This window comes from Kocuria cellulosilytica (assembly GCF_040981245.1).
Classification (GTDB): Bacteria; Actinomycetota; Actinomycetes; order Actinomycetales; family Micrococcaceae; genus Kocuria; species Kocuria cellulosilytica.
The window spans coordinates 40,418-54,139 of sequence record NZ_JAVFWZ010000006.1; the positions used below are offsets into that span (position 1 = coordinate 40,418).

14 protein-coding genes are annotated in these 13,722 nt (G+C 74.5%); 9 read left to right on the top strand and 5 right to left on the bottom strand.

The features are described from left to right. Window positions 1-27 precede the first annotated feature (27 nt). The 7 genes from RCG67_RS10470 to RCG67_RS10500 all read left to right on the top strand — a co-directional run bounded on the left by RCG67_RS10470 (window position 28) and on the right by RCG67_RS10500 (window position 6,198). Complete coding sequence (locus RCG67_RS10470; protein WP_058874283.1) at window positions 28-735, top strand: SDR family oxidoreductase; 708 nt, start codon at window positions 28-30, stop codon at window positions 733-735. 104 nt (window positions 736-839) lie between these two features. Further along, window positions 840-1,307 (top strand): DUF3263 domain-containing protein, encoded by a 468-nt coding sequence (locus RCG67_RS10475; protein WP_368826064.1) that lies wholly within the window; start codon window positions 840-842, stop codon window positions 1,305-1,307. Then, window positions 1,304-1,522 (top strand): hypothetical protein, encoded by a 219-nt coding sequence (locus tag RCG67_RS10480; RefSeq protein ID WP_368826066.1) that lies wholly within the window; start codon window positions 1,304-1,306, stop codon window positions 1,520-1,522. Before RCG67_RS10475 ends, RCG67_RS10480 begins: the two co-directional genes overlap by 4 nt. 237 nt (window positions 1,523-1,759) lie before the next feature. After that, complete coding sequence (locus RCG67_RS10485) at window positions 1,760-2,359, top strand: GNAT family N-acetyltransferase (protein ID WP_368826068.1); 600 nt, start codon at window positions 1,760-1,762, stop codon at window positions 2,357-2,359. 250 nt (window positions 2,360-2,609) lie between these two features. Continuing rightward, a complete protein-coding gene (groL, locus tag RCG67_RS10490; protein ID WP_368826070.1) occupies window positions 2,610-4,241 on the top strand; it encodes a chaperonin GroEL in 1,632 nt (543 codons plus the stop codon). A 202-nt stretch (window positions 4,242-4,443) separates the two neighbouring features. Beyond that, window positions 4,444-5,151 carry an MgtC/SapB family protein gene (locus RCG67_RS10495; RefSeq protein ID WP_368826072.1) on the top strand — a complete coding sequence of 236 codons (708 nt, stop codon included), beginning with the start codon at window positions 4,444-4,446 and terminating at the stop codon, window positions 5,149-5,151. A gap of 60 nt (window positions 5,152-5,211) precedes the next feature. Then, entirely contained in the window at window positions 5,212-6,198 is a 987-nt protein-coding gene (locus RCG67_RS10500) for an RNase H family protein (protein WP_368826074.1), read from the top strand. A 9-nt stretch (window positions 6,199-6,207) separates the two neighbouring features. Here RCG67_RS10500 and RCG67_RS10505 read toward each other — a convergent pair whose 3' ends face one another. The 5 genes from RCG67_RS10505 to RCG67_RS10525 are packed head-to-tail and all read right to left on the bottom strand — an operon-like array spanning window position 6,208 to window position 12,488. Continuing rightward, window positions 6,208-7,674 carry a sensor histidine kinase gene (locus tag RCG67_RS10505; protein WP_368826076.1) on the bottom strand — a complete coding sequence of 489 codons (1,467 nt, stop codon included), beginning with the start codon at window positions 7,672-7,674 and terminating at the stop codon, window positions 6,208-6,210. A 12-nt stretch (window positions 7,675-7,686) separates the two neighbouring features. Further along, the gene (locus RCG67_RS10510) at window positions 7,687-8,409 is read right to left on the bottom strand and encodes a response regulator transcription factor (protein WP_058874290.1); all 723 of its coding nucleotides are present in this window, start codon (window positions 8,407-8,409) and stop codon (window positions 7,687-7,689) included. Between the two features lie 36 nt (window positions 8,410-8,445). Continuing rightward, window positions 8,446-10,122, bottom strand: coding sequence for a DNA repair helicase XPB (locus RCG67_RS10515; RefSeq protein WP_058874291.1), 1,677 nt, complete (start codon window positions 10,120-10,122; stop codon window positions 8,446-8,448). After that, window positions 10,110-12,227: a helicase-associated domain-containing protein gene (locus RCG67_RS10520; RefSeq protein WP_368826078.1), complete on the bottom strand. Its 2,118-nt coding sequence runs from the start codon at window positions 12,225-12,227 to the stop codon at window positions 10,110-10,112. The genes RCG67_RS10515 and RCG67_RS10520 overlap by 13 nt, the downstream gene beginning before the upstream one ends. Window positions 12,228-12,230: 3 nt before the next feature. Then, entirely contained in the window at window positions 12,231-12,488 is a 258-nt protein-coding gene (locus tag RCG67_RS10525; protein WP_368826080.1) for a hypothetical protein, read from the bottom strand. Between the two features lie 153 nt (window positions 12,489-12,641). Here RCG67_RS10525 and RCG67_RS10530 point away from each other — a divergent pair, with 153 nt between their 5' ends. Together RCG67_RS10530 and RCG67_RS10535 are read left to right on the top strand one after the other, a co-directional pair. Beyond that, a complete protein-coding gene (locus RCG67_RS10530; RefSeq protein WP_058874294.1) occupies window positions 12,642-13,025 on the top strand; it encodes a cold-shock protein in 384 nt (127 codons plus the stop codon). Between the two features lie 91 nt (window positions 13,026-13,116). Continuing rightward, window positions 13,117-13,671, top strand: coding sequence for a DUF3027 domain-containing protein (locus RCG67_RS10535; protein ID WP_368826082.1), 555 nt, complete (start codon window positions 13,117-13,119; stop codon window positions 13,669-13,671). The last annotated feature ends 51 nt before the right edge of the window (window positions 13,672-13,722 follow it).

Below are 13,722 nucleotides of genomic sequence, written 5' to 3' on the forward strand. Positions count from 1 at the left end.
CGGCGGGGGACTGGCTAGAGTGGGCGCATGAGTGCTTCCCCGACCGAGACCCGACCCCGCGCCGTCGTCACCGGGGCCACCGGAGGCATCGGCCGCGCGTGCGTGGTGGACCTCTCCCGCGACCACGACGTCCTGGCGCTGGGCCGCGACGCCGGCCGGCTGGCCGAGCTCGCGGATCTCCCGCACGTCACCGTCCGCGCCGCGGACCTGACCGACGTCGCAGCCCTGCCGGACGTCGTGGCCGACCTGGACCGGGTCGACGTCCTCGTGCACTCCGCGGCACTCGCGGGGCGCACCACGGTGGAGGCCGCCTCCGTGGCGGACTGGCGGGCGCAGCTCGAGCTCAACGTGGTGGTCCCCGCCGAGCTGACCAGGCTCCTGCTGCCCGCACTGCGGGCCGCCCGGGGCAAGGTCGTGTTCCTGAACTCCGGCTCGGGCCTCACCGCCCGCGGCGGGGACGCCGTCTACGCGGCCTCGAAGTTCGCGCTGCGCGCGCTCGCCGACTCGCTCCGCCAGGAGGTCGAGGCCGACGGGATCGTGGTCAGCTCGGTGCACCCCGGTCCCGTCGACACGCAGATGCAGCGCGACATCCAGGCGAGCCTGGGCAACGACTACGTCCCGGAGCGCTACATCCGCCCGGAGTCCGTGGCCGCGGCGGTGCGCGCCGTCGTGGACGCGGGCGAGGACGCGCAGCTGACGACCGTCTCCGTGCGGCCCCGGGCCGAGTCGCGGTGACCGGCGAGGACGGCGCACCCGGGGACGCTGTGCCCGAGAGGAACGTGCCGAGGAACGCTGTGCCCGGGAGGAGCGTGCCCGAGAGGAACGTGTCCAGGAGGGACGTGCCCGGGAACGCTGTGCCCGAGGACATCGTGTCCGACGGCGCCTCGGCCCCCGACACCGACCCGGAGGCCGGGGGGCACGACGACGACGCGCCCGGCGTCGAGCTCAAGCCGGACCGGGACACCGCACCCGGACCGCTGCCCGACGAGGACGCCGCGGCCGGAGCGCTGCCGGACCTGGACGACGCACCCGGACCGGTGCCGGACGAGGACGCCGCGGCCGGAGCGGTGCCGGACGAGGGGCCCTCCGGCACCGGACTGGGCGACGTCGACCGCGAGATCCTCGCCCTCGAGAAGCTGCAGTGGAAGTACCAGGGGGCGAAGGAGATGGAGATCCGCCGCCGCCTGAAGCTCTCGCCCACGCACTACTACCAGCGGCTCAACGTCCTGATCGACACCCGCGCCGCCCTCGAGCACGATCCGATGCTCGTGGCGCGGCTGCGCCGGCAGCGAGGAGACCAGGAGTGACCCAGTACCCGCACGACGAGTTCGACGACGTCCCCGAGGACGGTCCCCGCCAGGGCGCCCACCGCGGTCTCCGGCCGACCGTCCGCGTGGGTGCCCGGGAGCTCGCCGCCATCGTCCTGGCCGGGGTGCTGACCCTCGGCGTCGGGGTGTTCTCGTTCCTCAACGCCCCCGCCGACCCCGCCCCCGCGCCCGCCGGCACGTCCGCGGGCCCCTGATCCGTCCCGGACCGCGGCGGGCCCGGCCCTGCCCACCCCGACGACGCCGGCCCCCGCCGTCACTCGCATCGCACGACCCCGACCCCTGACGACCCCGACCCCTGACGACCCCGACCCCTGACGACCCCGACCCCTGACGACCCCGACCCCTGACGACCCCGACCCCTGACGACCCCGACCCCTGACGACCCCGACCCCTGACGACCCCGACCCCTGACGCCACCGGAAGGAACCGCAGTGCAGATCGAAGGACGCAGAGTCCGCCTCCGCGACTGGACCGAGGAGGACCTCGCCGCCTACGAGACGTGGATCATGCCGCCCGCCGGCGGCGGCGAGCACGAGTGGCAGCGCACGGACGGCCCGTTCTACCCCAACTTCACCGCGGAGGGCGCCCAGCGCTGGCTGGACACCCTCCGGGCGCGCGTGGCGGCGGGGGACTGGCCGGACCCGCGCGAGACGATGGTCATCGCCGACGCCGCGGACGACCGGTTCATCGGGCAGGTGTCCTGGTACTGGTCGGAGAAGCCCACGGAGGACGCGGGGGACGGCACGCACCTGCTGCCGCTGCGCTCCCTGGGGATCACCGTGTACTCCCCGGAGCACTGGAGCGGCGGCTACGGCACCGAGGCCCTGCGCCTGTGGACCGACTACCTCTTCGCCCGCTCCGACTCCCACCGCCTCGACCTCGAGACGTGGAGCGGCAACGTGGGCATGTGCCGGGTCGCGGAGAAGCTGGGCTTCACGGAGGAGGCCAGGATCCGCCGGGCCCGCAGGGTCAGGGGCGAGTACTACGACCGCATGGTCTACGGCGTGCTCCGCGAGGAGTGGCAGGGCTGAGCGGAATCGGCTCAGGGGTTTGCACTCTCCGGGGACGAGTGCCAAGATTGCGATTAGCACTCAGTCGTGTGGACTGCTAATGGCTCGGTCCCCGGCCCGACCCGGGCAGCCACCGGCACAGGAGTGACACCTCAACCACCACGGTGAGGTGCCGCACGACGTCGGGAAGACTCCGCCGTCGGGCGCGCCGTCCGTCGCGGGCACCGTGGAGGTCGACCGTTTGTCTACCGTCCAGGAGGGACGAAGTCACATGGCAAAGATGATTGCTTTCGACGAAGAGGCACGCCGCGGTCTCGAGCGGGGTCTGAACACCCTGGCCGACGCCGTCAAGGTCACCCTCGGCCCGCGCGGCCGCAACGTGGTCCTCGAGAAGGCCTGGGGCGCCCCGACGATCACCAACGACGGCGTGTCCATCGCCAAGGAGATCGAGCTCGACGAGCCGTACGAGAAGATCGGCGCCGAGCTCGTCAAGGAGGTCGCCAAGAAGACCGACGACATCGCCGGCGACGGCACCACCACCGCCACCGTGCTCGCCCAGGCGCTCGTCAAGGAGGGCCTGCGCAACGTGGCCGCCGGCGCCGACCCGCTGAGCCTCAAGCGCGGCATCGAGAAGGCCGTCGCCGCGGTCACCGAGGAGCTGCTGGCCTCCGCCAAGGAGGTCGAGACCGAGGAGCAGATCGCCGCCACGGCGTCGATCTCCGCCGGCGACCCCGAGATCGGCCGCCTCATCGCCCAGGCGATGGAGAAGGTCGGCAAGGAGGGCGTGATCACGGTCGAGGAGTCCAACACCTTCGGGCTGGACCTCGAGCTGACCGAGGGCATGCGCTTCGACAAGGGCTACCTGTCCGGGTACTTCGTCACCGACGCGGACCGCCAGGAGGCCGTCCTCGAGGATCCCTACATCCTCGTGGTCAACTCCAAGATCTCCGCGGTCAAGGACCTGGTTCCCGTGCTCGAGAAGGTCATGCAGGCCGGCAAGCCGCTGCTGATCATCGCCGAGGACGTCGAGGGCGAGGCCCTGGCCCTGCTGGTGCTCAACAAGATGCGCGGCTCCATCAAGTCCGTGGCCGTCAAGGCCCCCGGCTTCGGCGACCGTCGCAAGGCGCAGCTGGCCGACATCGCCATCCTCACCGGTGGCCAGGTCATCACCGAGGAGGTCGGGCTCTCCCTCGAGACCGCGACCGTGGACCTGCTGGGCCAGGCCCGCAAGGTCGTCGTGACGAAGGACGAGACCACCATCGTCGACGGCGCCGGCACCGCCGAGGAGATCGAGGGCCGCGTGGCCCAGATCCGCGCCGAGATCAACAACTCGGACTCGGACTACGACCGCGAGAAGCTGCAGGAGCGCCTGGCCAAGCTGGCCGGCGGCGTGGCCGTCCTCAAGGCCGGTGCCGCCACGGAGGTCGAGCTCAAGGAGCGCAAGCACCGCATCGAGGACGCCGTGCGCAACGCGAAGGCGGCCGTGGAGGAGGGCATCGTCGCCGGCGGCGGCGTGGCCCTGATCCAGGCCGGCCAGAAGGCGTTCGAGAAGCTGCAGCTGACGGGTGACGAGGCCACCGGCGCGAACATCGTCAAGGTCGCCATCGACGCCCCGCTCAAGCAGATCGCCATCAACTCCGGCCTCGAGGCCGGCGTCGTCGTGGACAAGGTCCGCGGTCTGGCCCTGGGCCACGGCCTCAACGCCGCCACCGGCGAGTACGAGGACCTGATGGCCGCGGGCATCAACGACCCGGTCAAGGTCACCCGGTCCGCGCTGCAGAACGCGGCGTCCATCGCCGGGCTGTTCCTCACCACCGAGGCCGTCGTGGCCGACAAGCCGGAGCCCGCGGGCGCCGGCGCCGGCGCCGACGACGGCATGGGCGGCATGGGCGGCATGATGTGATCGACGGCTGACCCGTCGAGCGTGCCCAGCACGCATCCGGCACGGGCCGGGCGCCTCGCAGAGGTGCCCGGCCCGTCGTCGTCCCCGTGCCCGTCGTCGTGCCAGCGCCCGTCGTCGTCCCAGTGCCCGCCGTCCCTGCACACGGTGCCGCGGACCCGGAAATGGTGTTCAATCATCAGCACCAGCTGCCGGAGGAGGAGCCGTGGGCGTCGTCGTGTGGGACGCGGTCCCCGTCCAGCTCGCGCTCGTGCTGATCGCCTTCGCGCTCACCTCGCTGGTGGGCCTCGAACGGCGGCTCCGGCGCAAGAGCGCGGGCCTGCGCACGCACGCCCTGGTCGGCACCGGCTCGGCGGTCTTCACCCTCGTGTCCGCCTACGGCTTCGGCGCCCTGCCCGGCATCGACGCGGGGCCGGACCCGTCCCGCGTGGCGGCCCAGATCATCACGGGCATCGGCTTCCTGGGCGCGGGCGTGATCTTCACGAACCGGGACGTGGTGCACGGGCTGACCACGGCCGCGAGCATCTGGCTCTCTGCGGCCATCGGGATGGCCTGCGGGGCCGGGCTCGTGCCGCTCGCCGTCGTGGCCACGGGGCTGCACTTCGTCTCCGCGCTCGTGCTGACCCCGCTCTCCCGCCGCCTGCCCGGGATGGTGGCCCCGCAGGGCCTCCGGCTGCGCTACGAGGACGGCCACGGCGTGCTGCGGGAGGTCCTCACGGTCGTCGACGAGCTGCAGCTGAGCGCCTCCGTGGTCTCGAGCCGGACGGTCGAGGGAGCGGAGGGCGCCGAGGTGGAGCTGCTCCTGCGGCTGGACGGCAAGACGGACCTGCGCACGGCGGCCGTGCAGCTGTCGAAGGTCGCCGGGGTGCGCGACGTCGCCCAGCAGCGGCTCGAGCAGGAGGCCGGCGACTGAGCCCGTGGCGCACCGGGGCCGTGGCGCACGGTGTCCCGGCGCCGTGAAAAGATGGGATCCATGACGATCACTGCTGCCGCCGACGGCTCCGCGCTGGGCAATCCCGGGCCCGCGGGATGGGCCTGGTACATCGACGACAACACCTGGCGGGCCGGCGGATGGCCCCACGGCACGAACAACATGGGCGAGCTGAAGGCCGTCCTGGACCTGCTCGAGGCCACGGCCCACCGCCGCGACGAGCCCCTGCGGGTGCTGTGCGACAGCCAGTACGTCATCAACTCGATCACGAAGTGGATGCCCGGCTGGAAGAAGAAGGGCTGGAAGAAGAGGGACGGCAAGCCCGTCCTCAACGTGGAGCTCATGAAGGCCCTGGACGCCGCGATGGCGGGCCGGGACGTGCACTTCGAGTGGGTCAAGGGCCATGCCGGGCACGAGCTCAACGAGGCCGCGGACCTCCGCGCCCGGGCCGTGGCCACCGCGTTCCAGACCGGGCGGCCCGCGCCCGAGGGACCCGGCTTCGACGGCGCCGCCCCGCGCCCGGACGGGCCGGTCCACCCGTCCCCGGCCTCCCGGCCGGTGGAGGGCCGGCGCCGGGCGGAGGATCCCGAGCCCGAGGCGCTGGAGGACCGCCACGACCCGGACCTGCTGAGCGAGCTGTTCGCCCACGAGGAGGAGCTGGCCCGCGGGCGGACGGCGGGGGAGACCGTCCAGGCCCTCGAGCGGGACCTGCTGCGCCCGGAGGTCAGGGCGGACCCGGGCCGGCTGGGCGAGCTGCTCCACGAGGGCTTCGCCGAGGTGGGGGCCTCGGGCTCGTGGTGGTCCCGGGAGGACGTCCTCGACCGGCTGCCCCGCGAACCGGCCCTCGGCGCGGTGGACGTCCACGTGCTCACGGCCACCGAGCTCGGTCCCGCGGCCGTGCACCTCGTCTACCGGCTCACGGCGGGGGACCGCACGAGCCTGCGCAGCTCGCTGTGGGTCCGGGAGGACTCCCGCAACGAGCTGGGGCCCTGGCAGCTGCGCTTCCACCAGGGCACCTACGAGTCCTGACGGGCCCGGTCACACCTCCGGGGCGTCGTCGGCGGGCTCGATGCCCGGCACGCGCACGGTCATCGTCGCGCCCCCGCCGGGGGTCTCGGTGAGCCGCACGGTGCCGTCGTGCTGCTGCACGATCGCGGCCACGATGGAGAGCCCCAGCCCCGTGCCGCCGGTCTCGCGCGTGCGGGAGGAGTCGGCCCGGTAGAAGCGCTCGAACACGCGCTCCGCGTCCTCGCCGTGGATGCCCGGGCCGTGGTCGCGCACCTGCAGCACGGCGTTGAAGGAGTCGTCGACCGAGCGCTCCACGCCCACCGCGATCTCGATCGGGGTGCCCTCCGGGGTGTAGCGCAGGGCGTTGGTCACGAGGTTCGCCACGACCTGGCGCAGCCGGAACTCGTCGCCGTGCACCCACGCCGAGACCGGTGTCCCGCCCCGCAGGCCCTCGACCGCGATCCGCCGGTCGGGGGCGGAGACCCGGGCGTCCCCGGCGGCGTCGAACGCGAGGTGGAGCAGGTCCACGTCGACGTTCTCGGCCGGCCGCCGCTCGTCGAGGCGCGCCAGCATCAGCAGGTCCTCCACGAGCTGCGTCATCCGCTTGGCCTCGGACTCGATCCGGGACATCGCGCCGGCCACGTCCTCGGGGTCCTGGAGGGCGCCGTGCCGGTAGAGCTCCGAGTAGCCCCGGATGGTCACCAGGGGCGTGCGCAGCTCGTGGGAGGCGTCGGCCACGAACCGGCGCAGCTTGGCCTCGGAGCGGGTGCGGGCGTCGAAGGCGTCCTCGATGTGGCCCAGCATCGCGTTGAGGGACGCCGAGAGCTGGCCGATCTCCGTCTGCCGGTTGTAGCCCTCCATGCGCTGGGAGAGGTCGCCCTCGGCGATGCGGGCGGCGGTCTGCTCGACCCGGTGCAGGGGCGCGAACGCGCGGGTGACCAGGACCCAGCCGACGGCCATGGCCGCGAACAGGGTCGCCACGCCGAAGCTCAGCGTCAGGAGCGTCACCGCGCTGAGCATGGCGTTCATGCGGTCGAGCGGCTCGGCGACCGCCACGACGAGGTTCAGCCGTTCCGTCTCGGCCGCGACCACCCGCCACCGGTGGTCCGGGGCGTCCACGGAGCTCACGGTCGTCGGCTCGAAGGGGTTCTCCCGCACGTGCTCGAGGTCGATCTGGGACAGGTCGGGCCGGCGCTCGAGCACTCCGTCGGGCGTGTGCACCGCCTCGGCGAGCATCTCGCCCTCGGCGTCCAGGAGGAACCCGGCGTGCGGCACCTGGGCCCCCTGCGCGCCGCCCATGTCGGCCACCAGCACCGTGGAGACCGCCTGAACGGAGTCCCGCAGCCCGCGGTCGATGTCGTTCAGGAGCGAGGTCCGCAGCACCGAGATCGCCACGAAGCTCGTCACGAGGATGGACAGCGCCAGGAGCAGGCCCGTGAGCGCCATGAGCTGCGAGCGCAGGGAGGTCGAGCGCCACCGGGAGGACAGGGTGTGCATCCCGGGACCGGGTCAGTGGTTCTTGTGCGAGGACCGCAGGAGGTAGCCGACGCCGCGCTTGGTGTGGATCAGCGGGGGCAGCTCCGGGTCGTTGTCGATCTTCCGGCGGAGGTAGGAGATGTAGGACTCCACGATCGAGGCGTCCCCGTTGAAGTCGTACTCCCACACGTGGTCGAGGATCTGCGCCTTGGACAGCACCCGGTTCGGGTTGAGCATGAGGTAGCGCAGCAGCTTGAACTCGGTGGGGGACAGGTCGATCTCGCGCTCGCCCCGGAACACCTCGTGCGCGTCGTCGTCGAGGACCAGGTCGTCCACGCGAAGCCGGGAGTCGTCCTCCTCGGCGGGCTGGGTGCGGCGCAGCACCGCGCGGATGCGGGCGACGACCTCGTCGAGGCTGAAGGGCTTGGTGACGTAGTCGTCGCCGCCCACGGTCAGCCCCGTGACCTTGTCCTCGGTCTCGTCCTTGGCCGTGAGGAAGAGGATGGGGAAGTGCCGCCCGGACGCGCGCAGCCTGCGGGTCACGGAGAACCCGTCCATGTCGGGGAGCATGACGTCGAGCACCGCGAGGTCCGGGTTCTCGGACTCCGCCTTGGCGAGGGCGTCACGGCCGTTGGCGGCGGTGACCACCTCGAAGCCGGCGAAGCGCAGGGACGTGGCCAGCAGCTCGAGGATGTTGGGCTCGTCGTCGACGACGAGCAGTTTCGCTTCGGGGTTGTCGTTCTTCACACCACCCATTTTCTCGGAACAGCCTGAACGCCGCCTGAACGGCCGTCACCGGTCCTCGGGGAGTTCCCCGGGCGCCTCGACGGCCGCGGCGTCGAGGATCCGGTAGGCGTAGCCCTGCTCCGCGAGGAAGCGGCGGCGCTTGGCCGCGTAGCCGGCGTCCACGGTGTCGCGGGCCACCACGGTGTAGAACGTCGCCGGACGGCCGTCCCGCTTGGGCCGCAGCAGCCGCCCCAGCCGCTGGGCCTCCTCCTGCCGGGAGCCGAAGGCCCCCGAGACCTGCACCGCGACCGAGGCCTCCGGCAGGTCGACCGAGAAGTTCGCGACCTTCGAGACCACCAGCACCGGCAGCTCCCCGGCGCGGAACGCGGCGAAGAGCCGCTCCCGCCGGGCCGTGCTCGTGCTCCCCTTGAGCACCGGGGCGCCGAGCAGTGCGCCCAGCTCGTCGAGCTGGTCCAGGAACTGCCCGATCACGAGCACCGGCTCCCCGCGGTGGCGTGCCGCGAGCCGGGCCACGACGTCGAGCTTGTGCGGGGAGGACGAGGCGAGGCGGTGCCGGTCGGCGTCCTCGGCGGAGGCGTAGGCCATCCGGTCCGCGAGCGGCAGCTCCACCCGGACCTCGACGCAGTCGGCGGGGGCGATGTGGCCCTGGGCCTCGATCTCCCGCCACGGGGCGTCGTAGCGCTTGGGCCCGATGAGGGAGAACACCTCCCCCTCGCGGTGGTCCTCGCGCACCAGGGTGGCAGTGAGGCCCAGCCGGCGCCGCGCCTGCAGCTCGGCGGTCATCCGGAACACGGGGGCGGGCAGCAGGTGCACCTCGTCGTAGACGATCAGCCCCCAGTCGTGGCCGTCGAGCAGCTCCAGGTGGGGGTGGATCCCGCCGCGGCGGCTGGTCAGCACCTGGTACGTGGCGATCGTCACGGGGCGGACCTCCTTGACGGCACCGGAGTACTCGCCGATCTCGTCCGCCGTGAGGGTGGTCCGGCGCAGCAGCTCGGCCTTCCACTGCCGCGCCGAGACCGTGTTCGTGACCAGGACGAGCGTCGTCGTGGAGCTCGCCGCCATCACTCCGGCGCCCACCAGCGTCTTGCCGGCTCCGCAGGGCAGGACGACGACGCCGCTGCCGCCCGCCCAGAAGTTCTCCACCGCGTGGCGCTGGTACGGGCGCAGGGACCAGGCCTCGCCCGTGAGCGGGTCCGTCCCCGTGAGGGCGAGGGGGTGGGGCGTGCCGTCCACGTAGCCGGCCCGGTCCTCCGCCGGCCAGCCCACGGTGAGCAGCAGCTGCTTGAGCTGACCGCGCGCGCTCGCGTGCACCACCGTGGTGGAGCCGTCGATGCGGGGCCCGAGCAGCGGGGCGATCTTCCGGTGCCGCGCGATCTCCTCCAGCACCGGGGCGTCGGAGCTGCGCAGCACGAGCCCGTGCACGGGGTCCTGCTCGAGCACGAGCCGGCCGTAGCGGGACATCGTCTCGTCGATGTCCAGCAGCAGGGCGTGGGGGACCGGGAAGCGGGACCGGGTGAGGAGGACGTCGAGCACCTGCTCGGCGTCCAGCCCGGCGGCCCGGGCGTTCCACAGGCCCAGCGGGGTGATGCGGTAGGTGTGCACGTGCTCCGGGGCACGCTCGAGCTCGGCGAAGGCGGCGAGCTCCCGCCGCGCGTCGTCGGCGTCCTCGTGGTCGAGCTCGAGCAGCACGGTCCGGTCGCTCTGGACGATCAGGGGTCCCACGGGGCGGCTCCTCCGCTGTCGGTCGGGTCGTCGGTCGGGTCGTCGGTCGGGTCGTCGGCCGGGCGCCGCGCCCGGTCCCGGCCGGTGAGCCGGTCCACCAGGTCCTGGACCTCCTCCGCGGACGGGACGGGCAGGCGCGGGGCGGGCACCTCGAGCAGCAGGGCCGGGTCGGCGGCGGGGACCGGCGGGGCGGGCTCGGCGGTCGCGACGTCGAGCGCCGGTTCCGTGCCCGTGGCCCGGACGGCGGCGGCGAGCTCCCGGAGCTCGCCGTCCCGGGCGGTGGGGCCGCGGCGCCGTCCGGGGGCCTCCGCGCCGGCGCCGACCACGAGCACGCCGGGCGCCGGCCGCCGCAACCGGCGCCCCGCGAGCTCCGGGGAGCCGGCGAGCGCCTCCAGCAGCTCCTCATCGCCCGTGAGCACCCAGTCCGCCCGGGTGATCCGGATCCGCCCGTGCCCGCGGCCGGCCTCCTCGACCAGGTAGGCCAGGGCCTGGGGCACCGGGCCCCGGCTGTGCTCCTCGAGCCACGCGAGGATCGAGGGCAGGGTCCAGCCCGCGTCGAGCGCGCGGTGCAGGGAGCGCTCGCTGAACCGGTGCCGCGGGACCGGCCCGTGGCCCTCAGGATCCGCCAGCCCGCCGAGGGCGCGGGCCACGTCGGGCGCGAGGTAGCCGGTGGCCGTGGCCGTGAGGTCGCTCTGCAGCAGCACCGTCCGCGAGGGCGCGGGCAGCCACCCCGCCACGGCGCGGACCGCGTCCTCGGGGCGGTTCTCCGCGAGGGCCAGGCCGGGGACGGTGAGGGCGTCGGCGCCCAGCAGGCCGAGCTCGGCGGCCTCCGTCAGCATTCCCGGGCCCCACCGGTCCAGGGCCCTGGCCAGGCGTGGGCGCCGCCAGCGGGCCAGTGCCAGGACGTCCTCGGCGCCGTGGCCCCCCGGGGCCCGCTCGGCGGCCTCGGCGTGGGCCGCCAGCAGCGCCCGGCGCACGGCCGGGGCCTCCGGGGCGTGCGTGCCCCGCGTGAGGACCCCGACGACCGAGCCGTCGGCCAGGGGCAGCCCCACCGCGGAGGGGACGACGTCGGAGGCCAGCCACGACCGCACCACGTGCCACCACTGGTCGGGGCGCTCGGCGTCCTCGAAGGGAGCCGGCGCCGGGCGCCAGGACGAGGTGTCCGGGTCCAGCCGGACGAGCCCGGTCAGCTCTCCCAGGCCGAGGAGGCGGACGAGCTCGGCGTGCTCGACGCCGAGGGCCGAGCGCAGGCGGCGCAGCTCGCGCACGCCGATCCCGCCCGCCCGCAGGGTGGTCAGCGGCCGGGCCCGCAGCTCGGCGCGCAGCGCCGCGGTGCGCCGCAGCAGCTGCTCGACCGCCGCGGCGGCGGCGTTGTCCCGCACGCGGCCGGGCACGGGCGCGCCCGGCCGGACGGGCGGCTCCGTGGGCGTGGTGGCCCAGGGATCGGGACCGCGCAGGAGCAGGCCGATCTCCCGCGGGAGCTCCACGTGGCGGGCGTCCACGGGGAACAGGACCCCGTGCGCCAGGAGCCAGTCGACCGGCCGGGCGGCGGCGTCGGCCGCGGGGTCGGCACGGCGCAGGGCGCCGGGCAGGGCGCCCACGGGGTGGGCGCGGAACCGGTCGAGCACCTCCTGCGCCGGGGCGGGCCACTGCGCGAGCTCCTCGGCGGTGCGGGGCACGGACCCGGCGACCGGTGCGCCCGGTGCCTCGCCGCGCAGGCGTGCGGCGAGGGCCGCGAGCACCGGCCTCGGCCGGCCGAGCCCCGCCGGGTAGCGGCCGAGGGCCTCCGCCAGCCCGGGCACGAGCCGCAGCACGTCGCCGTCCCGGTGCACGAGGCCCAGGCGGTGCAGCCGGTCCCAGGGCGGGCGGGCCGGCAGCGGCGCGGCGGGCCCGCCCAGCACCACGGCGCGTTCGACGGCGTCCAGCTCGGGCCGGGAGAGCTCGTCGAGGGCCCGGCGCAGGCCCGCGCGGGACAGCAGCGCCTCGGCGAGGTCCTCGACCGACTCCGTGCCCGGGCGCACGGCCTCCGGCCGGGCGGCCAGCAGCTCGCCCAGCTCGGCGGGGGAGCGGGACGCGAGATCCCGGAGCAGGCCGTCCGGGAGCACGGCTCAGGCCCGGCGGCGGCGCAGCAGGGAGCGCACCAGGACCGCGCAGAACAGCAGGAAGGCCACGGGGAACGCGAACCACGGGACGACGGTGAGCCCGTCCCAGGGGTCGGCGCCGACGGCCTCGAGCACGAGCAGCAGGGCGAGGCACGCGGCGGACACCAGGCCGAGCACGACCGCGGAGGCGCCCAGGACGTCGACCCCGGGGCGTCGGGCGGTGCGGTCCGCGGGCGCGGCCGCGCGGTCGTCGGTAGCAGGCATGGCTCCAGAATACCGAGCGCAGCGGTGTGCTGGTGACCGCGCCCCGGCGGCTCCCGTCCGTGGAGCAGGGCTAGAATGGGATGTTCCACAGGGTGGCCCGCCGGCAGCGACCGGCGGGCCCCCGCCACGAAACACGAGGACGAGGGAGACAGCGTGCCCACCGGCAAGGTCAAGTGGTTCGATGCGAAGAAGGGCTTCGGGTTCCTGGCGGCCGACGACGGCCAGGAAGTCTTCCTGCCCTCCTCGGCACTGCCCTCCGGGGCCACCACGGTGAAGCCGGGGACGCGGATGGAGTTCGGGGTGGCGCAGGGACGGCGCGGCGCGCAGGCGCTCTCCGCCCGGATCCTGGACCGCACCCCGTCGGTCGCGAAGAACGTCCGCAAGCCAGCCGACGAGATGGCGGTCATCACGGAGGACCTCATCAAGCTCCTGGACGACATGTCCAACGGGCTGCACCGGGGCCGCTACCCCGACTCCGCGCACGGGAAGAAGATCGCCGCGATCCTGCGCACCGTGGCCGACAACCTGGACGTCTGAGCCCACCGCACCGCCGCCCCGCTCCGCCCCGGCGCACCCCCCGCCGGCAACCGCCACCCATCGCCGACACCCAGCACGAGGGAGACCAGCAGTGACCGAGGAGACCGCCCAGGACGCGACCGCCGAGGCCGCGCCCGCGGCGCCCGAGCCGGCGGCACCGGCGCCCCGCCGCCGCCGGACCCCGAAGCACGACGCCCTGCTCGCGGCCGACGTCGCCACGGCCCGCGCCGCGGTCGAGCAGATCGCGGAGCCCGCGCAGATCGGTCCCGGGCACCGGGTGACGGCGGAGGGGGACCGGCTGGTCGTCCACCTCTTCGAGTGCGCGCTGCCCGGGTACCGAGGGTGGAACTGGTTCGCGAGCCTGGCCCGAGCCCCCCGCAGCAAGGCCGTGACGGTCTGCGAGGTGGGCCTGCTGCCGGGGGAGGACGCCCTCCTGGCACCCGAGTGGGTCCCGTGGTCCGCCCGGGTGAGCCCCGAGGAGAAGGCGCAGGAGGAGCAGGACCGGGCCGAGGAGGAGGCCGGGGAGGACGCCGCGGCCGGTGCGCCCGGCGGCCCCGGGGACGCGGCCGGCGGCGACCGGGCCCCCGAGGACCGTGCCGCGGCCGAGGACGGGTCCGTCCCGCCGCAGGAGAGCGAGCGGCCCTGACCGCTCCACCGGGGACCGCCGGGACGGACGAGGCCCCGGAGCCCGCGCGCG

Bases quoted from the DNA above. Each gene is read 5' to 3' on its own strand.
- RCG67_RS10470 (WP_058874283.1), top strand. From the start codon at position 28: ATGAGTGCTTCCCCGACCGAGACCCGACCCCGCGCCGTCGTCACCGGG.
- groL (WP_368826070.1), top strand. From the start codon at position 2,610: ATGGCAAAGATGATTGCTTTCGACGAAGAGGCACGCCGCGGTCTCGAG.
- RCG67_RS10500 (WP_368826074.1), top strand. From the start codon at position 5,212: ATGACGATCACTGCTGCCGCCGACGGCTCCGCGCTGGGCAATCCCGGG.
- RCG67_RS10505 (WP_368826076.1), bottom strand. From the start codon at position 7,674: ATGCACACCCTGTCCTCCCGGTGGCGCTCGACCTCCCTGCGCTCGCAG.
- RCG67_RS10510 (WP_058874290.1), bottom strand. From the start codon at position 8,409: ATGGGTGGTGTGAAGAACGACAACCCCGAAGCGAAACTGCTCGTCGTC.
- RCG67_RS10525 (WP_368826080.1), bottom strand. From the start codon at position 12,488: ATGCCTGCTACCGACGACCGCGCGGCCGCGCCCGCGGACCGCACCGCC.